We start from the raw sequence: 23451 nt of genomic DNA, 5'->3' as shown, positions 1-23451 counted from the left end.
ATGTCGGGCGCCGACGAACGGATCGCGCTGATGCTGGCGCTCAACGCGATCGAGATCCGCCTGGCGAGCGCACCGAACGACGTCACGCTGCGCTTCGACCGGGCGCGCTGCATCGAGGCGCTCGGGCGCGAAGACGACGCCCTGCGCGCGTATGGCGAGGTCTTGGCGCTCGAGCCCGCGCACGTCCGCGCGATGAACGCGTTCGGCGTGCTGCTGCTCGGCAGCGGCGATCGCGAGGCCGCCGAGTCGGTGTTCGCGCACGCCGCGGCGTGCCACCCGGACGACGCGAGCTCACACGCCAACCTCGCCTTCACGCTGGCGCGGCGCGGCGAGCTGGCGTCGGCACGCGCGCATTACGAGGCGGCGCTGCGTGCGGAGCCGCGCCTCGCGCTCGCGCACCACGGCTTGGCCACGGTGCTCGAACGGCTCGGCGAGGACGCTGCGGCGCGCCGGCACCGTGCGCTCGGCCTGGCCCACCGGCCGCTGACGGAGCTGCGGTACCGGGGAGCAGGCGCGCCGACGCGGCTGTTGCTGCTGGGCACAGCCGCCGACGGGAACATCGTCACGACGCGCTTGCTCGACGACCGGCTCTTCGCGACCTCGGTTGTGGTGGTCGAACACTACGATCCGGCCGTCGCGTTGCCGCCGCACGACGTCGTCTTCAACGTGATCGGTGAAGCGGACGTCTGCGCGCGCCAGCTCGACGCCGCCGGGCTGTTGTTGCGCGCGACGAGCGCGCCGATCGTCAACCCGCCGCAGGCCGTGCTCGCGACGACGCGCACCGCCGTCGCACGCCGCTTGGGCGGCATCCCGGACGTGCGCACCCCGAGAATCGTGCCGTTGACGCGCGCACAGCTCGCGGCGCCGACGGTGGCGGCGACGCTGCGCGCGCACGGTTTGGAGGTGCCGTTTCTCTTACGCGCGCCGGGCTTTCACGGCGGCCGGCACTTCGTGCGGGTCGACGCCCTCGGCGAGCTCCCGACCCTGTTGGATACGCTACCGGGAGACGGGCTGCTGGCGCTCTCGTTTCTCGATGCGCGCGCTGCCGACGGGCTCGTGCGCAAGTACCGCGTGATGATCGCCGACGGGGTGCTCCACCCGCTGCACCTCGCACTGGGCCGGCAGTGGAACCTGCACTACTTCAGTGCCGAGATGGCCGACGTGCCCGCCCATCGCGCGCAGGAAGCCGCGTTCCTGGCCGACATGCCGGGCGTACTCGGGCCACGCGTCATGGCGGCGCTCGAGCGCGTCCGCTCGGAGCTCGGGCTCGACTACGGCGGGATCGACTTCGGCATCGACGGCGAGGGCCGCGCGCTGATCTTCGAAGCCAACGCGACGATGGTCGTGCCCGAAGCCGATCCGGATCCGGCGTTCGCCTACCGCCGTCCGGCAGCGGAACGCGTGGTCGTCGCGGTGCGCACGATGTTGCTCGCGCGGGCGCGTTCCGGCCGGCGGCAGGCACCGCCGCCGGGCCGCTGAAACGCCTAGCCCACGAAGGAGGACGTGATGTTCAACGACGCGCGTCACGGGCCGCTGCCGGCGTTCCTGGTTGCGCTCACCGTCGTCAGCGGGATCGTCGACGCGGTCAGCTTCTTACGGCTCGGTCACGTCTTCGTCGCCAACATGACCGGCAACGTCGTCTTCCTCGGCTTCGCGGCCGCCGGCGCGCCCGGGATCTCCGCGATCGGCTCGATCCTGGCGATGCTGTGCTTCGCGCTCGGCGCGGTCGTCGCCGGACGACTGATCGTGCGGCACGGCGCGCATCGCGGGCGGCTTCTCTTCGCGGCGACGTCCGTGCAATGCGGGCTGGTCGCGCTCGCGACGTGCGTCGCCGCGCTCGATCCCGCGTTGGACGCGGTGCGCTACCTGGTCACCGTGATCATGGCGCTCGCGATGGGCGTGCAGAACGCCACCGCGCGCCGCATCGGCGTCCCCGACCTAACCACCACCGTCGTCACGATGTCGTTCACCGGGCTGGTGGCCGACTCGCCACTCGCCGGCGGCCATGGTCCCTCACCCTGGCGGCGGATAACCGGGATCGTCTCGATGTGCCTGGGTGCGTTCGTCGGCGCGCTGCTGGTGCTGCGGGTGAGCGCCGTCGCCGCGCTCGGCACCGCGACGCTGCTCCTCGCGCTCACCGCGATGGCCACCTGGCGCGCATCGACGACGGCCGCGTCCTGGACGCAAGCGCCCGCGGCCTGATCCGCACACGCCGCAGCCCCCGGAACGAAGAACGTCGCCCCGGAAACCGGGGCGGCGTTCGTTCATCCGCAGCGCGGCAGAGCCGGGCTCAGTGCTTGCGGGTCTTGCCGTTCACGCTGAACGACGAGCTCGTGTACGAGGTGTCGAGCTCGACGAGCGGCACACCGTCGCCCAGACCGTTGCTGTCGGTCGTGTTGCTCAGGAGCGCGTCGCTGATCGTCAGCGGGCAGGCGCCGGCGGTCGGCGACCCGACCGCGGTGACCGTGAAGACGGTACCGCTGGTGCCGTTCGCGGCGCCGGCGACGGTGGCGTAGTTCGAGAAGCTGCCGCCGGGGGGCGCGCACGCCAGGTTGGCGAACGCGTCGAGCGCCTGTCCGTAGGGAGCGTCGGTCCAGCCCGCCTCCGTGTACGTGATGCTGCCGGTGCTTCCGAGCCCGGTCGTGGCGAAGAGCGCGATGCCGCCGCCGTCGGTGGCGACGCCGGTCGGCGTTGCCGAGCCGGACAGCTCCACCGGCACCGCGAGGACGGGTTGGAAGCTCGCCGTACCGCTGGTCACGGTATACGCTCCGGTCGCGCTGCCGGTGAGCGTCTGGGGATTCTCGCCGATGCCGCCGTAGCAGAAGTTTCCGGCACTGCTATCGGAGGTGAACGTCAGCGACGTGGCGGCGGCTGTGGGCGACGAATACCCCGTTTTCGTTGCCGGACAGGTCCCGGTGGTGAGGTAGGAGCCGTACTGCGTCGCATCGGGATCGGCCAACGTCACCGGTTCCATGTAGGTGCCGGTGATCGCGTTGCCGTCTGCGTCGAGTTCCGAGACCGCGATGCCGCCGCTGCTCGGGCCGCCCACGGCCGTCGACGTGCTCGCGTCCACACCCGGTGCCGGGACCCCGGTGACCGTGATCGTCACGGGAATCCCTTGCAGGGTCACCGTTTCGGCGTTGTTCGTTCCTTGCACGATCGTGAAGGTCTGGGTCGCGATGTCGAGCTGGTTGCCGACACCGTTCTGCTGGTCGTACGTCGTCAAGGTGAACGAATCACTGCCGAACGGCGAAGGCGGACCGGTGAGCGTGCAACCGCTGCCGCAGTTCGAGCTATTCTTGTTCGCCACTGCCGGATTGCCCGTGATGCTCCCAGGCGGGTTCCCGTTCACGGTGTTCAGCGTGATCTTGATCGACTCTACCGAGGACGAGATGTCCAGCGGGGTCTTCCCGTTCTTCTTGGCCGCTGCGCGTTTGGGAATCGTGATGTAGAAGGTCGGCGTCGCGTACTTCGACGAGGGCGCCGCGGTTGGCGTCGACGACGGCGCCGTCGACGGCGCGATCGTCGGCTGTCCACCGCCGCCGCCACCGGGAACCGGCGTATTTCCGCCGCCGCCGCCACCGCAGGCTGTCAGCGCGAGGACCGTTGCCAGCGCCAGGTACTTCCGCATCGTGGGTGAGCTCCTTGGGATTCCGGGGAGAGTTCGGCACTACCATACCGTGACGACCGTCGCAATACCGTCGCCCGATCGCGACGGTATTGCGCGCGAACCGTCAGTGGCGGTTGTGGGCGTCGACGGTGAAGCCCGAGGATGTGTACGAGGCCGAGAACGTCGGCGGCGTGTACGCGTTCGTCCCGGTCACGCCGTCGTAGACCGGCACGGTGCACTTGCCCGGCGTGTACGGGCTGGCCGAGGTTACCGTGAAGACCGTCGTGTTGCTCGAGAAGGCCGGCGAGACGGTGGCGAAGGTGCTGAGCGGACCGCCGGGGCTGCACGTCACGGCCGCGCTGTCGACCGCGAGCGTCTGGTTGTACGGCGCGTTCGTCCAGCCGCTCTCGGTCCAGGCGATCGTGCCCGTCGAACCGGTTCCGCTCGTCGCCTCGAGCTGCGCATCCGTTCCGACGAACGCTCCGGTCGTCGTGCCCGACACCGGCAGGTTCAGGATCGGCGAGAAGCTGCGCGTCCCGCTCGTTGCACCGCTCGCCGTCGCGGTTAGGGTGACCGGGTTCTCGGCCAAACCGCCGTAACAGAACACTGCCGTCGACGAGCTTCCGGTGAAGGTCGCGGTCGTCGCGCTGATCGCCGTGTTACCGGTCGGGTAGGTACCGGGGCAGCTCGCCGCGACCACACGCGTCCCGTCGCCGTTGGTATCGGGATCGGTCAGCGTGACGGCGTTCACATAGGTGCCGGTGATCGTGTTGCCGAGCGCGTCGGCCGCGGTAACGGAAACCGTCAGACCGGCGCCGCCGCCGTTCGCCGTCCCTGCGCTCCAGGTCGTCGGCAGCACGGTGAACGACAACGTGGCCGGAATACCCTCGAGGATCATCGACTCGGCGTTGCTCGAGCCTTCGGCGATCGCGTAGCTCTGCGAGCCCGTGTCGAGCGCGGTGCCGCCGGCGTTCGCCAGGGTGTAGAGCGTGATCGTGTAGCCGTCGGTGCCGGGCGGCGAGGGCGGTCCACTGACGGTGCAGCCCGTGTTGCAATTGATGCCGGTCGAGCCGTTGACGTTGGTGACGGCCGGGTTGGGGGCGAGCAAGCCAACCCCGATTCCGGCGGAGTCGCTGGTGAGCGCGATCGAGACCGACAGCGCTCCCGACGAAACGAAGGCTGGATTCTTCTTCGCGTTCGCGCTCGGCGTGGACGGGATCGTGATGGTGAACGTCGGCCGCGAGTAGGTCGACTGCGTCCCCGTCGTCGGCACAGGAGTCGGCGTCGGCGCGGTCCCGCCGGGATTGCTCGGCACGCTGGTGCCGCCGCCACCGCCTCCGCACGCGCTCAGCGCGAGGATCGTGGCCAGGGCAAAGAATCTCCGCATGACGTTGACTGGCTCCTTGCGACTGAGAAGTTTGCGAGAGCAGAAGGTAAGCGCGATGCTGAAGCACCGCGCCGCGATTCCCGCGTTCGCCGGACCTATCTGACTAGCAAATCGTCAAGACTTCCTGAAGGCAGGATACAGCCTCGACGGTCGTGCCGCCGGGAACCTGCCTTCTCCATGTGACCCGACGCACGCCTGCCCTGTTTGTCCGCCCTCGTCCATATCCGCCGAAATTGGGGGGAAATGCGAAGCGCGGCAGGCTTCGGTACTAATCGCGCCGAGGGCGCCGCAGCGTGAAGCTCTCGAACGGTGCCAGCCGGCCCGCCGTACCGACGACGTCGTAGTAGGTGACGGTGAGGGTCGTCGGCCCACCCGGCCGCGAGCCCGGGGCGAGCCGGAAGGCAGCGAAGCCGTACGCGTGCGCGGCGTTACGCACCGCCGACCAGGGGCGCAGGGCCGACGAGTGCCGTCGCGGCGAGGGTCACCCCGGCGGCGGCGAGCAGCGCACGGCGACTGAGCGCGAGGCGAACGTCGCTATCGTCGGTAGTCATGGCCGCCCGATTCTAGCAAGCCCGTTCGCCCGGCCCACAGGAAGACGAGCTTAAGAAGCGCTCGCGTCCGTGCTCTGCCCGACCTCGATGATGTAACCGTCGGGATCGCGGATGTAGCAGCGAATCTCGCCGTACTTGGGAATCGGCTCGGTGATGAACTCGGCCCCGCGGCTCTTCCAGAGCTCGTAGCACGCGTGAATGTCCGCGACGCGGATATTCATGAAGCTGCTGACCTCGTCCGGAGCGGCCGGGACGCTGAGCGTTACCGTCGGCTTGTCCGGCGTGGGCCCGCCCCCGACGTTGACGATGAGCCAGGCGTTCGCGATCTGAATGTGCCCGGAGGCGCCCTTGCTGTCGCCCAGGCTCAGAATGCGGCCGCCGAAGACCTTTTCGTAGTAGCGGGCCGATCGTTCGACGTCGGCGACGGTGAGAAAGTACGTGAGGGTGAACCCCTCGTGCGGAGGCATCTCGTAGCTCTTCTGCCCGACGTGTACGCTCATCGACGACTCCCATCTCTCTCTTCGGTCCCTCACGTCGTTGGAAGAGGGCCGGCAGGCCGGTAGGTGTTGAGGATGACCCCACTGGGCGTGCTGCGCGTTGCGATCAGCGCGGGTCCGTCGAGGTCGTCAAGGGGGACGTAACGAACGGCGAGAGGACGCCTACTCTCGAGGGGAGCAGCGCCCATGCGGTTCGCGTCCTCGTCCTCACGCGCGGTGGTCGTCGCGGTGCTCCTGGCAGGCTGCGGCGGCCGCGGCGGCGCGGTGCCTTCCGGGGAGGCGCAGCCGGCGGGGCACGCGCGCGGCGCAGTGCGCTTCACGATAGCGATCCCGAAGGCGACCGGAACGGCGAGCGCGCGACGAATGCCGCGCTACCTATCGCCGGCGACGGTGAGCGCGACCGTGAACGTCGTGACGGACCCCGGTGGGACGAGCGTGGTGAGCGAAACCGTCGGGCTGACGACGACCTCGACCGGCTGCAGCTCGACGCTGGCCTCGACGCTGTGCACGCTGACGCTCCCGCTGGATCCGGGCTCGTACAGCGCGTCGATCTCGACCTACGACGGAGCGAACGCGACCGGGAACGAGCTCTCCGCGGGGCAGCTCGTCGACTTCACGATCGCCCAGGGGCAGACGAACACGGTCGCGCTCGTTCTCTCGGGCATCCCTGCGGCGCTGCACGTGGGCAGCGGCGCGCTCGCGGTGCACGGGACGCAGAGCGCGGGCTTCAGGCTCTACGGGATCACGGCGCGGCCGTTACTCGTGGAAGCACTCGATGCGGACGGGAACGTGATCGTGGGTCCCGGCTCGCCAACGTTCACCGTTGCGTCGCTGAGCGGGAGCGGGTTCACCATCGCGAACCCGACGACGACGAGCCCGAACACGGTGACGCTGACGCCACCCGGGACGAACGGGTCGAGCGAGGTGTTCTCGCTGACGGCCGCTTACGGGGACAGTACCTGCTCGCTCTCCGGGGCGGTCTGCAGCGCGACGTTCAGCGTGGAGAACGACGTGCAGACCCTTTTCGTTGCGAACCAAGGCGTCAGCACCGTGACGGAGTACGCGCCGCCGTATACCGGGACCCCGACGACGACTTCCAGCGGCGTGGACCTTCCCGACGCCTTGGCGTTGAACGGCGCCGGCGATCTCTTCATCGCAGACGTAGGCAACTCCAGGGTGACGGAGTACGCATCGCCGTATACCGGGACGCCGACGACGATCTCCAGCGGCGTGGTCGGTCCGCAGTCCTTGGCGTCGAACGCGGCCGGCGATCTCTTCGTCGCGAACGGAAGCAACAACACGGTGACGGAGTACACGCCGCCGTACACGGGGACGCCAACGACGATCTCCGCCAGCGTGGAACCCTTTGCCGTGACGTTCGACGGCAGCGGCGATCTCTTCGTCGCGGACTTGGGCCCCGGTAACGGCTCGGTGGCGGAGTACGCGCCCCCGTATACGGGGACGCCGACGACGATCTCCAACGGCGTGAATGGTCCGTTCGCCCTGGCGTTGGACACTGCCGGCGATCTCTTCGTCGCAAACAACGGCAACAACACGGTAACGGAGTACGCGCCTCCGTATTCGGGGAGCCCGACGACGATCTCCAACGGCGTGAACACGCCCTATGCCGTGACGTTGGACGGCACCGGCGATCTCTTCGTCGCCAACTACGGCCGCAACACGGTGACGGAGTACGCGCCGCCGTATACGGGGAGCCCGACGACGATCTCCACCGGCGTGAACACGCCCGCGGCCTTGATATTGGATGGCGCCGACGATCTCTTCGTGGCGAACTACGGCAACAGCACGGTGACGGAGTACGCGCCGCCGTATACGGGAGCGCCGACAATCGTCTCCACCGGCGTCGGCAATCCACTGGCGGTGTTGCTAACGCCGTAGCTCACCGTGGCAGCCGAGGCGCTGTCCGGGTTTCTTGTTTTCCGACGAGACGACGCTAGAACGGGGTTGTCTCACTGCAAAGGGGCAATTTCACATTAAGTCCGGTCTGGTGTTGCGCATTTCACAGTAAGTACCCAAATCGAGCCGCTTACGGGCTGACGCGGTCGCGCACGGGACTGCCCACGTCGACGCCTGCATCGTGAGACTTTTTCGACTGCGTGTATTGCGAGATAACGTCAAGAGGGACGCCGCTAGTGCCGCCTACGCTTAGCAGGGTGTACTGTATCCACTGGCCCCGTTGGACTTGGCCGTGGCTGACCGACGGATCCTCCAGTCAGATTGTCCATCATGGCGAAGCGAGGCACGTCCCTGCGATTTATATTCCTTTTCAGCTTTATAAATTCGACTTGCCGCTTGTTTCAGAGCCGATCTAATCAGTCCAAGCTTTCCCAAGCGGCTCATAAGACTAGTGAAATCTGACGTATCCGTGAAGCCGACTGCACGCATGATCTCGTTAGTGGTAAGCAGTCGGCCGCCGCGAGCCAGCAGCAACACCGCTTTTTCCTCGCGAGAAAGCTCATAGGACTTGTAGCGATCTAGCCACAGGAGTTCGTCGTCCGAATACACGGGCTTGTTGTTTAAGGTTACTGAGAACGTCGTTTCGGTTGTTTCAAGTATTGGCGGTGCCAACTCATTATTGCTCATTAGCGAAAATATGCGGCGCACGCCCTCTCCCAACTCCTGCATGTAGCCAAGAAGTTTGAGCGTCTTGGCTACAAAGGTGTTTCGACTTTCGTGAATGCCCTTTGCAGACCGAAGAACATCTAACTGCACCGTCGAAAGAAGCGCTCCCGGGCTCTTGATCTCGATCCGGTCGTGGAAGATAAAGATCTCAATTCCACGCCCCTCTTGAGCATAATCGCGGTGGGCCACCGCATTGATGAGAGCTTCCTGACAGGCGGCGTCTGGATAGATAGCCGAAGGCTGAAACGTACCCTCTGGGGTCAACCGCATAACAACGAGGTATTCGCGTAGGGAGTCCCAGGAAGCTCGAATGAGCTCTATAATGTTACCCGAAACGACCTTATCCGGCATCGCATTGTATTCGGCCCCTAACCGCAGCTCGGTTCCACCAACGCGAACAATTCGGATTTGCGAGCGCGGATGCCAGCGATTGATGTCCTTTGCGAATAACAATAGCGCAGCACGACGCAGGCGTAGCCCAGTGTTTGAGTATTCGGCAAGGCCATAATGCTGCAAGAACCGCCAAGGAGTCATCCCGGCCTGAAGCTTCGATCCAGCCTCCTCGACGAGCGACTCTTGGAGATCGTGGATTGTTGCGCCGTCGACGAAGGCGCGGTCAAATTCACGCGAGGCGATTTCGAGTTGCTCAAAGCGAAGCGCGCTTGCGGCAATGGGAATTGTCGCAAGTTCTCGTCTCTTCATAGCTCGGCCATCAGCCGTTTGATAAATAAAGTCTGTCCCCTTAAGGATCGAAAAATACAAAACGTTCTTGCCGTCAATCCTAATCATGTCCGCCCGGACATTTTGAAGCGGCGAAGATGCGAGCACTCCCTCGACCGGTGCCCGACGAAGAACGGCTATTTCGTCCTCGGCAAATCCGGGCAGGCCCGTTATGTCGCGATTATCTTCGACTCCGATAATAATCGACCCACCATCGCTGTTCCCAAACGCGACTAGTGCTTCAGCTATGTCATGGCTGATTGCGCTAATCGGGCGCTTCTTCTTTTGTTCTGGCGGCCCATGAAGCGCGCTCTTGAATTCGGTAAAGTGTCCTTCACCTAGCGCAATCGTCGTGCGAACGCGCTCTTCTAGGCCTTCAAAGCTTTGGATTTCGGACATTGCGGCTCCAACCACTCTTGATGCGAACGATGATGGGCGTGGAAGAGGCACCATAGCGGCGCTGCCTCCTGCGCAAACGGCGACCCTGCACGGCTTCAATGTGCACTACTCTAATGCTGCCCTCACCCCACGACCTCTAACCTCTTTGATGCGTGACATTCCAGGACCGGCCGCGCCTTGGGCCGAGGAGTTCACCGAGGGCGGGCACGAGCGTCCGCAGAAGTGCGATCGAAGACCGCTTCCTCAACGTCCCGAGCCGCGCATGCAGCCGCTCCAACACCGTCGCCATCGCGCGTTGCGATTCCGTGAAAGCCGAAATGCTCGGCTAACGGCTAGAACGGGGTTGACTCACAGTCAGGGGTCAATTTCACAATTTGAGACCAGGGGCGCCTGCATTTCACAATGTGGGGCTTCATACTGTATTTTTGCCTCGCTCTCTAGCAGCCCGACAAGTCGAGCCAGGTCGGTGGTTCGGTGCGGTCAAAATCGCTACTGTTCACGAATTCCGGCTGTTCCTGGAACTCCCGGGAAACGAAGACCTCCGCCCCAACTGCAGACCGGTGCAGATAGCTGAGTTGCCGACACTCGTCGTCGAGGGCCCGGTGTTCGATTTCGAGGATGGCTGTCTCGTGGTCCAGAGGCCAGTACGCGATTCGCTCGATCTCGCTACTGTCCGGCCTCGGGATCTTCTTTCCGGTCCCAAGACAGGCCTGAGCCCAAGCCCTGGCTTCGGGATTCAGCCTAAATCGGACGCGGGTCGTCTGACTCGTGAACCCCTTACCGTCTTTACGGACTAGGGTCGGGACGGGCGCGATGAGATACTCGAACGTGACTTCGTCGTCCATAGAAATGCCTCGGGCATGGTGAGCCGCCGTCATAGGCCGGCCTTTACCTCTTAGACCCCGTTCGAGGGCGAGTGGCTGCTCTTCGTTGAGATTCGCTTCGAAGAATCTGATCGCCGAGAAGCCCCTCGACGAATTCGTGGTGCGTTGCGGGACGGCCGACAGGCTCTCCGTCCCTCCGCCGCAGCCGAATCGTCGCCTGACGGAAGTCCGCGCCCTCGGGAACGCTCTTATGGTTTTCTTCCACGACGTCGACCGCGAACATCGAGCCTCCCATGCGCAGCCAGTCGGTGAAGCCCTTGAGCCATGGCCACTGTCGCTCTCGGAGACCGGCAGCAATGATTCGCTCCGCTTCCCGCCTCTGGGGCCCTCTGAGAATCTTGCGGTTGTAGAGATCGCGAACGACGGCTTGCGCGATGATGTCGACGGAGTTCGGATGGATAGCCGCAGTGGCTCGCAGTAGCGGGTCTTCTTGCTCTTTGGGCCATTCGGGATAGTCGGCCCAAGTCGTCGCCTTTCGATGCTCGATCAGCCGTGCGTACCACCTGTCCGCGTCCCAGCCGTGGACTCTACGCCAGCTCGCCGCGACTGCGGAAGTTTCGAGTGCATGAAGGGCAAGGCGTGCAGTCGCCACCGGCACAGCTCGGCCGAGAGAATTCTCAACCAACTTCCCGATTTGCGCGGCCGTGCGATAGCCCGCATTGCGCAATGGATTGTGATCGCTTTGAATGCCGATCCGGACCGCGTGCAGATCCTGTGCTGTCGGGGTCTTCCTGAACCGCCGACCGACCCTCGCCGGCGTCGTCTGATATTGGCTCAGTCCTTCGCGAAGGAAGGCCCGAAAGGCCGCCGCTTCTTCGGCGGCCATCGCGCGCCGTCTAGGTGCCGCCATGAAATCTCCTCAAAAGTCTCCGTGGACTCAGAAAATCACCGCGCTCTGAGGAGAGCGGAGCGTTAATGATAGAAGCACCATGAATAACAAGCCCAAGGACGCCGTCCGCCTCGTGCTCTCGTTCGCCCTCTCGATCCTCGCTTCGATCGTCGCCAACATCTTGACCGGCCATCCCTAGCAGCCATCCCGAATGCTTCGTCTCCGACGGGTCACCTCACCCGGTGCACTTTAATCGTCGGTGGACCACTCGGTTCACCGAAGATCGGGACGGCGTCGTCTGTCGTTCGAAACAGAGTCGTCTCTCCGCAGTCGCACGCCATGCGGTACCGCTCTTGCAGTTCGTCCATCGAGTATCCGCCGCTGCTCTGAGCCACGATGGGTTGATCGTCGCCGTCTAGGACGGGCAGAATCGTGCCGCGCTCCGCGAGCCGCATACCGCACTTGGCGCAGTCGACTTCTTTCTTGAACCTGACTAACTCGTGCTGCATGCTGTTCTATACCACCGCTACGCGGCCGTAGGGCCAGTCTATCGCCGCTAAAATATCTTTCACGTTCTGGTCCAGCCCCAGCTCTGACGGCGATGCCATGAAGTCCAGAAGCAGCGGAAAAGACCGGGCGACCTCGTCTCGGTCAATGTTGTGCCAGATCGGCAGTATGCGGGGACGTCCGTCTGCCATCTGCATTCCGAACAGAGCGCTGAGTTCAGCCTGAGCCCACCGTTTGTTGAGGAAGCTCGGACTGAGAACAACAACGCCAAACCGTGACCGCGCGAGCCCTTCCTCGATTTTTTGGCGCAGGCTGTCGCCCATCTTGACGACGGACTTGTCATACCAGACCTCTACGCCTTCCGCTTTGAGCGCATCGTAGAGTTGATCGGTGAACTGCTTGTCCTCCGAAGCATGGTTAATGAACAGGTCCCATCTTTGCCCTGCTGACGTTGTATCCTCTGCCGGGCGATCTGGTGTGGCGCTCGCCGGACCTCGGGATATGGCCTCGAGGTCGTCGGCGAAGTGACACGCCGCCGCGGCGTTGTCGTCCGTCGCCGGGATCATCCACACGAGGCCTTTGCCGCAACGGACGAGTTGTCCCAGCGCCGAATCGACGCGGTCAACGACAATGGACTGCGCTTCTAAGTAATCGCCCTGCCGCGCTCGCAGGGGAATCTCCGGGCCGCTCCTTAGCATGCAGCGTATCGGATTGGTGATAGCGAGTGGAGGATCCCATGACGAGATCAGAGCTGCGAGCGGATTGAGCACCGAGAACTTGCGTGCTTCCGTCATCCCTGTCGCCCATCCGAGTCCTACAAACGCGGGGAATACGTGGCCTCCCGTTCGCAATACCCATTCCGGATTCAGGAAGATGATGGCGGGAATGCCCGCGAGGGCGATGGCTTGCCGTATATCGTTCGGCCCGAATGCGCTCGGTGCGCTCATTCGCTCGATTTGAGTTTCGTAGATGAGACGATGAACGACCTCTCGCGTTGGTGGTGCGCCGTTGATTGCGGCTAGTCGAGAGTCCCAATTCAACTGATCGCCCGGAATGATGGTGCAGTTGAAGTTGCTGTTGCCCGTCATCCCCCATCGCGTGCTATCGAAGCACGCTGGCTTTCGAAGATCGCAGACGATTAGATCGAAATCCTGCGGCGCGCGCTGGAGGGATCGAACCCCGTTGCGATAGCCAAACAACGCCGGAAAGACCGTATGCCCCGCGTCCTTGAGTGCCGCGATCGTTTCTGGCTCTGTGTCAAGGCATAGTATGTCAGCCATACCTCTCGGCTCCTCGATTCATCCGCGTTGTTGGCTTGTCATTGCTGAATGCGCAGACAAGCGACATGGTGCTGTGCTTCGCTGGACGGGAAGAACATCGCGACAAGGCCTACATTTCGAGCAAAAACAAGGTCATCTATCGGCGTGCCATCCGCCTTGGTATCGCGAAAGGTGTGGGCTTTGGGGTATTGACCGTTCCCGGCGTCGAAGTCTTCCTCTCCGGCATAGATCCTAATCGTACCAAACGGCGACGTGCTGGTGAAAGTCGCGGAGGGATCAATGGGTACAACCACGACGGGTGTTGTTGGTACGAGTTTTTTCGCCACAAAAACGCCGAGCAGTATAGCATTGCCAGCACCGTCATCCGCCTCGAGGCTTTCGGAATCTGCTGACCTTCCGTTTGTCTCTGTTCTTGCGTAATGAACTTGCATGGCAGATGGCCAGCCCCAAAACGGGAAGGAGCGCATTGTGATCGTCTGACGGGAGCCGTCGCTGCAAGAGAACGCTGCATGCCAGCCGTCAACGTAGGGCACGTAAGTATCATGAGAGGCGTTGCTGGCCGGCGTCGGTGCTGGCTCCAGAGCGGTCTGTGTTTCGCGCGGTGCCGGAGAGGTAGGGACGTAGGCCTCGGATGCTCCTGCGTTTTGCAGAAACGCCGCTAGATCTGGCGCATCAATCGCCAGATTCGCTTCGCGATCCCCGACCTTGTACGTGACCAAGCCATAAACGAGGCCGGTGTCTGCATCGAAGAGAGGGCCACCACTATTGCCGGGCTCGACTTGCGCATCAAACTCGAGGTAATAGCCGCCTGCGACCAAAGCGCTCACCACGCCAGCATGAACGGATGGCGATAGGCCAAGCCTCATTAGCGCGAATTTTAGTTGTGTCCTTGGGTAGCCCGCGACGCCGATGGCGGTACCGGGGTCCGGCGGAGTATTCGATAGGTTTAGATGTGGGATGTTCGGAAAATCAACTACGAGCACTGCTGCGTCGAGGGAACCGGTCCCGACGCGGGCCACGCGTGCGTATAGGTTCCTGTTCGTTGTCCCTTGGATAATCAATTGGACATTTGTATCGGTTCCCACGACGTGACGATTGGTTATGAGTACGGATTCGTGATCGTTTGACTTGATACAGAAAGCCGTTCCTGAGCCCTGGCTGGAGAGAACGAGGGCAAGTGCATTTTGTACGTCGTCGTAAGCCGGTACCGATGCAGCGCCAGCCGGTACCGACATTACCAGTAGTGATTGCGCGACAATAAAGGCACGCAGAATATCCATTGCGTGACTACTTTTGATTCGCTTTGTCGAGTTCATTGGCGTCGGCATTCTTCTCCGCTCGGGAATGCTCACTGTACGTCTGACGTGAGCGGATGGCTCGATCATACAGCCAAAGTCCGCGCCGTATCAAATGCGCCTTCCCCCGGGGCCGCTCGGCCCCGATCTTCTCGAAAGCGCGTCGGACCGATACAGCGATGTCCGGCGAGGTCTGGACGTAGGCCCGCAACAGGTTCCTCTAGTTCCATTTTCGCGGGGAACGCGTCGAGAGGGTGAGGACCCGGACGTTGAGTCCGCTGCCGCGCGGGCAGCCTCCCTGCAGGATGCCATCGTCTTCAAGCCTCCTCCCCTCGCCGCTCGAGCCTCTGATCAAGGTTGCGGTCTGGCGCGGCACTCCGACCGCAGCAAAAAGAGAAAGCCTCGGAGGCAATCCGAGGCTTCTTTTTTGACGCTCTATCAACGCTCGGTGCGCTCGTCGACGGGTTACTGTGAAATGGTCGACGACTTCTTGTGAAATGGCGGCGAGTTATCGTGAAACGCGAAACGCGCTAAGAAAATGCGTTGGGCGCCGTTCTTACGTTCGGGATGCAGAAAACGCCGCGCGTTTGCGCGGCGTTTTCTGCGGGCTTTCGACTGCTGCGGCACCCATTTCACGAGAAGTACCGCATTTCACACTAAGTGGCCGAAATTCGGCACTTACTGTGAGACAACACTAGAACGCTAGAACGCTAGAACGGAATCTCTTCTTCTTCGAGCGGTTCTTCGGCGGCCGGGGCGGTGTCGGGGACCGCGGTTTGGCGCAGGCGCTCTTCGGCGGCCACGAGCATCTTCTCGCACTGCGCCACCAAGGCGCGGCCTTCGTCGAACAGCGCGACCGCGCGTTCGAGCTCGACGCCTTCGCGTTCGAGGTCGGTCACGATCTCGCCGAGACGAGCGAGGGAGGCCTCAAAAGAGGCCGATTTGTTCTCCGGCATCCGTGATCTCCGATTCGACGCGGGCGGCCAGCTCTCCGCGAGCGAGCTGGACGCGCAGGCGCGTCCCGCTCGGCGCGTCGGCCGGGTCGAGCAAGACGTGGCCGTCGGCGCGCGCGACGATGGCGTAACCCCGGCGCAGCAACGCGCGCGGGTCGGCTCCGCCCAGCTGCGCGGCCGCCACCGCGACCCGCCGGCCGGCCCGCTCCACGATCCGCCGAAACGCGTCGTCCAGGCGCAGCGCGTGGGCGTCGCGCCGGGCTCGGCGGGCGGCGACGAAGTCGCGGGCCAGCCGCGCCCGCAGCTCGCCCAGCCGCGCGCGCCGCGCCGCAAGCAGCGCGTCGGGCGAGCGGCGCAGGAACGCACGTTCCACGGCGACCAGGCGCGCGCGACGCGCGTGCAGCCCGGTTCGCAACCCGCTGCGCAACGCGGCCGCGGCGGCGTCGAGTCGTTGCCGGCGGCCGGCCAGCAGCAGCGCCGGATCGGCCAGCGGCGTGCGGTGCTCGATCCGCTCGAGCGTCGTGCGCGCGCGCACGATCTTCGTTCGCAGCGCGGCGGTCAATCGTTCGCGGTCACGGCGCAGCTCGCGCAGCAGATCGTCGCGCCGCGGCAGCACCGTCTGAGCCGCGGTCGAGGGCGTCGGGGCCTGGTGATCGGCCGCGTAGTCGGCCAGCGAGGTGTTCGACTCGTGGCCGATCGCGGTCACGACCGGAATCGGCGAGGCGACGATCGCGCGCACCACCCGCTCGTCGTTGAACACGAACAGGTCTTCGAACGAGCCGCCGCCGCGCGCGAGCACGATCAGATCCGGTTTGCGCGCGGCGGCGGCGCGCAGCGCGGCGACGATCTGGGTCGCGACGTCACCCTGCACCGCGGTCTCGGCCAGCTCGACCGTCACCTGCGGCGCGCGCGCGCGGGCCTGGGTGAGGAAGTCGCGCGTGCCGTCGCCGGTGCGCGAGCCGACCAGCACGACGCGGAACGGGTAGCGCGGCAGCGGGCGCTTGCGCTCGGCCCGGAACAGCCCCTCGGCCTCGAGCTTCTTGCGCAGCTCTTCGACCCGCGCGTGCAGCGCGCCGACGCCCTCGTGCTCGAGGTGGCGCGCGACCAGCTGATACTTGCTGGCGCGCTCGTAGCTCGAGATGCGGCCGTAGACGACGACCGCGTCGCCGTTGCGCGCTTCGGGAAAGGTGGCGGCGTCGCCGGCGAAGGCGAAGCACGCCAGCACCGCGTCGCGGTCCTTGACGTCGAAGTTCCAGCCGCCGGTGGTCTGCACGCGCAGGTTGGTGATCTCGCCGCGCACGCCGAGCTGCGCGAGATTCGCGTCCGCTTCGAGCTTGCGCTTGAGGTAGTTCGCCAAGCGCGCCACGCCGACGACCCGCACGGTCGACCAGTCGCGCGGCGAGATCACGGCGGCGGCGTCGCGTCGGCGGGGCCGATCGGCACCGAGTTCTGACCGTCGGTGACGGTATCGGTCGTCGGCGCGGCCGGGGCGACCGCGGCGGGCGGTACCGGCGCGGCACGCACCGGCGCGACGGTCGGAATCGCCGCCGGCCGTGCCGCACTCGGCACCGCCGACGCTTTGCTCGGCTCGAGCGGGAGCGTGCACATGTCGGGCGGCTCGGTCCCGGTCAGGAACACCTCGACCTTGCCGGTGCCGCACATGCGAACTTTCTTGACCTCGCCGCCGGGGAAGGTGAAGTCGTGCTTGGGCGTGTGCGCCAGCGCGGCTTTCATGAAGCGCGCCCAGATGCGTGCCGGCACGTTGCCGCCGTACGACTCGTTCATGCGCGCGTAGTTGTCGTTGCCGATCCACACCGCCGCGACCAAGTCGGGCGTGTACCCGACGAACCACGCGTCGCGGAAGCTCGAGGTGGTGCCGGTCTTGCCGGCGGCGGGGCGGCCGATGTCGGCGTTCGGATAGCCGGTCCCCGAGGTGATGACCGACTCCAGCATCGAGGTCATCACGTAGGCGACGCCGGCGCTGACGACCTCGGTCTGCTCGGGGTAGGTGTTGTCGAGAACCGGCGTGCCGAGCGCGTCGCGCACGATGCGGATCGGCGAGGGCGTGATGTGCACGCCTTGGTTCGCCAGCGTCGCGTAGCCGGTCGCCTGATCGAGCGGGGAGACGCCCGACGAACCCAGCGCCAGCGAGAGGTTCGGCTCGAGCGGCGCGGTGACGCCCATCCGCTTGGCGTACTCGATGACGCGATCGATCCCCAGGTCCTGTGCGATCTTGACCGCGACGACGTTGCGCGACTGCGCCAGCGCCGTGCGCAGCGTCATCGGCCCGTCGAAGCGATCGTCGTCGTCCATCGGCGCCCAGCGCGTGCCGTTCCCCATCGGGAAGCTGATCGGCGAGTCGTCGACGATCGTCGTCGGCGGATGGCCGGCGTCGATCTCGGCGGTGTACTCGTAGATCTTGAACGACGAGCCGGGCTGCCGGCGCGCCTGCCAGGCGCGGTTGAACTGATTGGTCACCGAGAACGGCGTCGCCCCGCCGACCATCGCCAAGATCTCGCCGGTCGACGGTTTGAGCGCGACCAGCGCACCTTGGTGCGCGTTGATCCCCTCCGCGGCGGCTTGCCGAATGCCCCACGACACCGCCGCCTCCGCCGCCTGCTGCATGGCCGGATCGAGCGTCGTGTAGACCTGCAGCCCGCTCTCGAACGTCGCCTGGGTGCCGAACTGTCCTTCGAGCAGATGCGTGACGTAGGTCGTGAAGTACGGATAGCGGTACGACTGCAAGCCCTGCGGGCGTTCGCCGATCAGCCCCAGCGGCGCGCGATACGCCACGTCGGCCTGCGCCTGGGTGATGAAGCCGGCGTCGACCATGCGGTCGAGCACGTGGCGCTGGCGTTCCTTGGCGCGCGTCATGTCGACGTACGGCGAGTAGTCCGACGGCGCCGCGGGCAGACCGGCCAAGATCGCCGCTTGCGCCAGCGTGAGCCGCCCGACGTCGGTGCCGAAATACGTGTGCGCCGCGGCATCGACGCCGTACGCGCCAGAGCCGAAGTAGATCAGGTTGAGGTAGCGCTCGAGGATCTCGTCCTTGGTGTAGTAGCGCTCGATCTCGATCGCCAGCAGCGCTTCCTGGATCTTGCGCGAGAACGAGACCTCGTTGCTCAGGAACAATCCGCGCGCCAGCTGCTGCGTGATCGTCGAGGCGCCTTGGAACTGCTGATGGCGCCAGTCGGCGATGGCGGCGCGCATGATCCCGCCGAAATCGACGCCGTGGTGCTGGTAGAAATGCGCGTCCTCGGTCGCGATGAACGCATCGCGCACGCGGATCGGTACCCGGTCGATCGTGACGTAGATGCGGTTCTCGCGGTACAGGTTGGCCAACAGCAGGCCGTTGCGCGCGTAGACGCGGGTCGAGCGCGAGGGCTGATAGTCCGCCATCCGGTTGATGTCGGGCAGGTTGCGCGAGTACGAGGCGACGATCCCGGCCACGATGCCGGCGAACAGCAGCACGACGAAGAGCGCGATGATCCCCAGCGTCTTGAGGATCCCCATCGCGTTGACGGGGCCGCCGCGCTTGCGGCGGCGCGCCGGGGCACGCGGTCGCGCGACGGCTCGGCTCACGGGGTCGCCGACGTCCGTTCGAGCAGCCGCGCCAGCACGCCGTTGACGTAGCGGCCGGAGTCCTCGGTCGAGAACTTCTTGGCCAGCTCGACGGCCTCGTTGAGGACGACGGCCGGCTCGGTCTCCTTGCGGTGCGTCAGCTCGAAGGCGGCCGTGCGCAGCACGATGCGATCGATGGTCGGCAGCCGGTCGAGGGTCCACCCTTCGAGCAGCGGCGCGACCAGCGCGTCCGACTCGTGCGCGTGCTCGAGCGTTCCGAGCACCAAGTCGCGCACGAAGGCGCGGATCTCCGAGGAATCGGTGCGCGCCAGCGTCTCGGTCAGCATCTCGTCGGGCTGGCGCTTCCCGATCTCGGTGCCGTACAGAGCCTGCAAGGCCAGCTCGCGGGCATGCCGGCGGGAGAAGGTGGCGGCCATGATCAGACCGGTTGCGCCCTCCGCGTGAGGTAGGCCGGCAGCCAACCCACGCCGATGCCGCCGGCGCGGAACTCCGGATCGGCCAGCACCTCGCGGCAGAACTCGACGGTGGTCTTCACCCCTTCGATACGCGTTTCGCCCAGCGCGCGTTCCATCCGCAGGATCGCCGACTCGCGCGTGCGCCCGACCGCGACGATCTTGGCCAGCATCGAGTCGTAGAACGGCGGGACCAGCGCGCCGCCGTAGACGTGCGTGTCGACGCGAATGCCGGGGCCGCCGGGGAACACGACCGTCGTCAGCGTGCCGGCGGCCGGCGCGAAGTTATGGTCGGGATCCTCAGCGTTGACGCGCACTTCGATCGCGTGACCGTGCGGGTGCATGTCGTCCTGCGAGAAACCCAGCGGCTCGCCGGCCGCGATGCGCACCTGCTCCTTGACCAAGTCGACGCCGTAGACCAGCTCGGTCACCGGGTGCTCGACCTGGATGCGCGTGTTCATCTCCATGAAGTAGATCTGCTCGCCGCTGACCAGGAACTCGAGCGTTCCCGCGTTCGAGTACCCGACCGCGCGCGTCGCGGTCGTCGCGATGTCGTGCAGCCGGTCGCGCAGCGCCGGATCGAAGTCCGGCGCGGGCGCCTCTTCGATCAGCTTCTGGTGCGAGGGCTTCTGCACCGAACAGTCGCGCTCGCCGAGGTGGACGACGCCGCCGTGCTCGTCGGCCAGCACCTGCACCTCGATGTGGCGCGGATTGACGATCAGCTTCTCGACGTACATGCGCCCGTCTTTGAACGACGCCTCCGCCTCGGCTTGCGCGGTCGCGAAGGCGGTCGCGAGGTCCTCCGGCCGGTGGACCTCGCGCATTCCCTTGCCCCCGCCGCCGGCGGTGGCCTTGAGCAGGATCGGGTAGCCGATTCCGTCGGCGATCCCGCGGGCCTCGTCGACCGACGCGACGATGTCGCTGCCGGGCGTCGTCGGAACGCCGGCCTCGCGCATGATGCGGCGCGCCGTCGCCTTGTCGCCCATCGCCGCGATGACGCCGGGCTTGGGCCCGATGAACGTCAGGCCGTGGTCGGCCGCGATCTCGGCGAAGCGCGCGTTCTCGGCCAGGAAACCGTAGCCGGGATGGATTGCGTCGCAGCCGCTGATCAAGGCCGCACTGATGATGTTGGGAACGTTGAGATACGAGCGCACGACGGGGCCGGGCCCGACGCAGAACGCCTCGTCGGCATAGCGCACGTGCAGCGAGTTGCGATCGGCTTCGGAGAAGATCGCGACCGTCGCCACGCCCAACTCATGGCAAGCGCGGTTGATGCGAAGCGCGATCTCGCCACGATTGGCGATGAGAACTTTCTTGAACATAGTTAAACGGCGCTCCGCCCCCGGCTCCGCGCCCCCCACGCGCTTCGCGCGCGGGGCCCCCATGGACCGCGCGCGCTCACCACGTCCGTACGTTCAACGTGCCCCGAGGGCGCGCGCAACATCATGCTGCTTTCTGTCACCGTTCTACCGTGAAGAGGGGTTGGCCGTACTCGACGGGTTGGCCGTCGTTGACCAGGACGGCGGCGATGCGGCCGGTGCCGCGGGAGCGGACGGGGTTACGGATGCCGAGCGTCTCGACGTAGGCCAGCTCGCGGTCGGTGTCGAGCTCCTGGCCTTCGGTCACCGGCGGCCGTAGGAAGCGGACCACGCCGACGACGTCGCTGGCGACGACGTCGGCCCGGCGCTCGGCCGGAGCGGGGGCGCCGTTCGCCGGCGCCTCGCCCGCCGCCGGCGCCACGGCCACGGCACCGCGGACCGAGCGGCGCAGCTCGATCTCAGTTTCACCGTCACGGATCCGCAGCCGGGCGAACCCGCTCTCCGTCAGCGCACCCGCCAGGGCGCGAGCGCGCGTGGCGATCACGTCATCGGTCATCCGGCCCGCAGTTCGACGCCCCGGCAGGCCCGCCCCCGGGGGCGATTCGCGCTCGCGTCTAAGTACTCACCGAGGAGGTCCGTGCTCATTCCGTCTACCATCGTAGGCGCTCCCTCGCTGGCCCTCGTGTACCCCGAAGGGCTGGCATTGCCGGCGCCGGCCGCCTCCGCCCTCGACGCCGCCGGGATCGTCCACCGCGCGGCGCCCTTTCCGTACGCCGGCGAGCACGCCGGCCGGGCCGTCGTCTACCTGGTCGACGAGGGCCGGCTGCTGCGGCTGGGGGCGCGTCCGGCGGTCGAGCGCGCCCTCGCCCTGATCGCCCGCACCCAGAACGCGACCACCGTCGTGCTGGCCGAGTCACCCAGCCGCGCGCCGTGGCTGGCCGAGTGCGCCGACGTCGGGGGCTGGGTGACCAGCCCGCCGGACGGAGCGGCGCTGGTGGCGACCGTGCGCGCAGCCGCCGCGCGGCTGGCGGCGCACGGCGAGATCCAGGCGCTGCACGGCGAGGCCGACCACCTGCTGCGGATCGGTCTGGCACTCTCGGCCGAGCGCGACATCGTCAAGCTCGAGAGCACGATCGTGCGCAGCGCGCGCGAGCTCACCCACGCCGACTCCGGCTCGCTCTACCTGCTCGAAGACGGCGACGACGGCGAGCGCGTGCTGCGTTTCGCGGTCGCGCAGACCGGCCCGCACGACCGCGGAACGTATCTGGGCGCCGTGCTGCCGCTCTCGCGAACCTCGATCTCCGGCTACGTCGCGATCAGCGGCGAGACCGTCCGCGTCGACGACGCGTACACGATTCCCGAGAACGCCGAGTACAAGTTCAACCCGAGCTTCGACCGCGCCAACGGTTATCGCACCAAGTCCGTGCTGGCCGTGCCGATGCGCGACCACGAGAACACCATCGTCGGCGTCATCATGCTGCTCAACCGCAAGCCGGCGTTCGAGGTCGTGCTCGAGTCGCCCGCGCACACCGAAGCGGTCGTCGAGCCGTTCACCGACCGCGACGAGCGCGTCTTGCGCTCGCTGGCCTCGCAGGCCGGCGTCGCGCTCGAGAACAAGGCGCTGCTCGACGGCATCCAGGACCTCTTCGAGCAATTCGTCCGGGCGTCGGTCAAGGCGATCGAGGTGCGCGACAAGTCGACCCAGGGCCACTCCGAACGGGTCGCCGAGCTGACGGTGCTGCAAGCCGAGGCGATCAACGCGGTCGCCAGCGGCACGCTCTCGGCCCTGCACTTCGACGCCGACCAGCTGCGTGAGATGCGCTACGCCGCGCTCTTGCACGACTTCGGCAAGGTCGCCGTCCCCGAGTACATCTTCGGGAAGGCCAAGAAGCTGCCCGACGGGCGGCTCGACACGATCCGCCTGCGCTTCTTGCTGGCGATCGAGCAGACGACCGACGAGCACCGCCGCGCGCAGCTGCGCGAGCTGCTGGCGTCGGTCGAGGGCGCCAACGAGCCGCGCGTCGTCGCCGCCGAGATCGGCGACGTCCTCGACGCCCTCGCCCGCATGACCTATCGCGAGCTCGACGGCGAGAAGCCGCTGCTCGACGAGGCGGAGCTGGCGTTCCTGCGCATTCCGCGCGGCTCGCTCTCGGTCGACGAGCGGCGCGCGATGGAGCAGCACGTCACCCAATCGTTCTACTTCTTGCGCGAGATCCCGTGGATGCGCACGCCCTGGCGCAACGTCGCCGAGCTGGCCTACGGGCATCACGAGCACCTCGACGGCACCGGTTATCCGCGCGGACTGCGCGGCAGCGAGATCGCGCCGCAGGTGCGGCTGCTCACGATCAGCGACGTCTTCGACGCGCTGACCGCCAACGATCGGCCCTACAAGCCCGCGATCACCGTCGAGCGCGCGCTCGACATCCTCGTCAAAGAGTTCGCCGACCGCGGCAAGATCGACCGCGAGCTGCTCGACCTGTTCATCGCGCGCAAAGTCTACGAGCCCGTCGTCGCCTCCCGCAGCTGAGGCGGATCGGCGACGC

At 66.1% G+C, this 23451-nt stretch carries 20 protein-coding genes; 4 read left to right on the top strand and 16 right to left on the bottom strand.

The genetic code is table 11. The features are described 5' to 3' along the window. Positions 1-1479: a tetratricopeptide repeat protein gene (locus VMD91_03390; GenBank protein HTW83098.1), complete on the top strand. Its 1479-nt coding sequence runs from the start codon at positions 1-3 to the stop codon at positions 1477-1479. A 27-nt stretch (positions 1480-1506) separates the two neighbouring features. Next, entirely contained in the window at positions 1507-2202 is a 696-nt protein-coding gene (locus tag VMD91_03385; GenBank protein ID HTW83097.1) for a YoaK family protein, read from the top strand. An 88-nt stretch (positions 2203-2290) separates the two neighbouring features. Here the strand turns inward: VMD91_03385 and VMD91_03380 are convergent, their stop codons facing one another. From VMD91_03380 to VMD91_03360, 5 genes are all read right to left on the bottom strand, one after another. Beyond that, positions 2291-3631, bottom strand: coding sequence for a hypothetical protein (locus VMD91_03380; GenBank protein HTW83096.1), 1341 nt, complete (start codon positions 3629-3631; stop codon positions 2291-2293). Between the two features lie 103 nt (positions 3632-3734). Then, complete coding sequence (locus VMD91_03375) at positions 3735-4997, bottom strand: hypothetical protein (protein HTW83095.1); 1263 nt, start codon at positions 4995-4997, stop codon at positions 3735-3737. A 268-nt stretch (positions 4998-5265) separates the two neighbouring features. Continuing rightward, entirely contained in the window at positions 5266-5433 is a 168-nt protein-coding gene (locus VMD91_03370; protein ID HTW83094.1) for a hypothetical protein, read from the bottom strand. Next, a complete protein-coding gene (locus VMD91_03365) occupies positions 5426-5548 on the bottom strand; it encodes a hypothetical protein (protein HTW83093.1) in 123 nt (40 codons plus the stop codon). The genes VMD91_03370 and VMD91_03365 overlap by 8 nt, the downstream gene beginning before the upstream one ends. Positions 5549-5598: 50 nt before the next feature. Continuing rightward, the gene (locus VMD91_03360) at positions 5599-6048 is read right to left on the bottom strand and encodes a VOC family protein (protein ID HTW83092.1); all 450 of its coding nucleotides are present in this window, start codon (positions 6046-6048) and stop codon (positions 5599-5601) included. 183 nt (positions 6049-6231) lie between these two features. On the opposite strand from VMD91_03360, the gene VMD91_03355 reads away from it, so the two are divergent. Continuing rightward, entirely contained in the window at positions 6232-7944 is a 1713-nt protein-coding gene (locus tag VMD91_03355) for a hypothetical protein (protein HTW83091.1), read from the top strand. Positions 7945-8211: 267 nt separating this feature from the next. Here the strand turns inward: VMD91_03355 and VMD91_03350 are convergent, their stop codons facing one another. The 11 genes from VMD91_03350 to VMD91_03300 all read right to left on the bottom strand — a co-directional run bounded on the left by VMD91_03350 (position 8212) and on the right by VMD91_03300 (position 21464). Continuing rightward, the gene (locus tag VMD91_03350) at positions 8212-9807 is read right to left on the bottom strand and encodes an ATP-binding protein (protein ID HTW83090.1); all 1596 of its coding nucleotides are present in this window, start codon (positions 9805-9807) and stop codon (positions 8212-8214) included. A 437-nt stretch (positions 9808-10244) separates the two neighbouring features. Next, positions 10245-10652, bottom strand: coding sequence for a hypothetical protein (locus VMD91_03345; GenBank protein HTW83089.1), 408 nt, complete (start codon positions 10650-10652; stop codon positions 10245-10247). 43 nt (positions 10653-10695) lie between these two features. Further along, positions 10696-11517: a hypothetical protein gene (locus tag VMD91_03340; GenBank protein HTW83088.1), complete on the bottom strand. Its 822-nt coding sequence runs from the start codon at positions 11515-11517 to the stop codon at positions 10696-10698. A 518-nt stretch (positions 11518-12035) separates the two neighbouring features. Beyond that, entirely contained in the window at positions 12036-13307 is a 1272-nt protein-coding gene (locus VMD91_03335) for a toll/interleukin-1 receptor domain-containing protein (protein ID HTW83087.1), read from the bottom strand. A gap of 38 nt (positions 13308-13345) precedes the next feature. Then, complete coding sequence (locus VMD91_03330; protein ID HTW83086.1) at positions 13346-14587, bottom strand: serine protease; 1242 nt, start codon at positions 14585-14587, stop codon at positions 13346-13348. Positions 14588-15312: 725 nt separating this feature from the next. Continuing rightward, positions 15313-15501 (bottom strand): exodeoxyribonuclease VII small subunit, encoded by a 189-nt coding sequence (gene xseB / locus VMD91_03325; protein ID HTW83085.1) that lies wholly within the window; start codon positions 15499-15501, stop codon positions 15313-15315. Between the two features lie 28 nt (positions 15502-15529). Continuing rightward, on the bottom strand, positions 15530-16963 hold the full coding sequence (gene xseA / locus VMD91_03320) for an exodeoxyribonuclease VII large subunit (GenBank protein HTW83084.1): 1434 nt from the start codon (positions 16961-16963) through the stop codon (positions 15530-15532). After that, the gene (locus VMD91_03315; protein ID HTW83083.1) at positions 16960-19137 is read right to left on the bottom strand and encodes a PBP1A family penicillin-binding protein; all 2178 of its coding nucleotides are present in this window, start codon (positions 19135-19137) and stop codon (positions 16960-16962) included. The genes xseA and VMD91_03315 overlap by 4 nt, the downstream gene beginning before the upstream one ends. After that, positions 19134-19553 (bottom strand): transcription antitermination factor NusB, encoded by a 420-nt coding sequence (nusB, locus tag VMD91_03310; protein HTW83082.1) that lies wholly within the window; start codon positions 19551-19553, stop codon positions 19134-19136. The genes VMD91_03315 and nusB overlap by 4 nt, the downstream gene beginning before the upstream one ends. A gap of 2 nt (positions 19554-19555) precedes the next feature. Further along, a complete protein-coding gene (gene accC / locus VMD91_03305; protein HTW83081.1) occupies positions 19556-20911 on the bottom strand; it encodes an acetyl-CoA carboxylase biotin carboxylase subunit in 1356 nt (451 codons plus the stop codon). A gap of 136 nt (positions 20912-21047) precedes the next feature. After that, entirely contained in the window at positions 21048-21464 is a 417-nt protein-coding gene (locus tag VMD91_03300) for a biotin/lipoyl-containing protein (GenBank protein ID HTW83080.1), read from the bottom strand. 81 nt (positions 21465-21545) lie between these two features. On the opposite strand from VMD91_03300, the gene VMD91_03295 reads away from it, so the two are divergent. Further along, entirely contained in the window at positions 21546-23435 is a 1890-nt protein-coding gene (locus VMD91_03295) for an HD domain-containing phosphohydrolase (GenBank protein ID HTW83079.1), read from the top strand. Positions 23436-23451 lie beyond the last annotated feature (16 nt).

Source organism: Candidatus Sulfotelmatobacter sp. (assembly GCA_035504415.1).
Classification (GTDB): Bacteria; Vulcanimicrobiota; Vulcanimicrobiia; order Vulcanimicrobiales; family Vulcanimicrobiaceae; genus Vulcanimicrobium.
The sequence above is the reverse complement of the archived record's forward strand: the minus strand, read 5'-3'. Positions and strand labels throughout refer to the sequence as shown.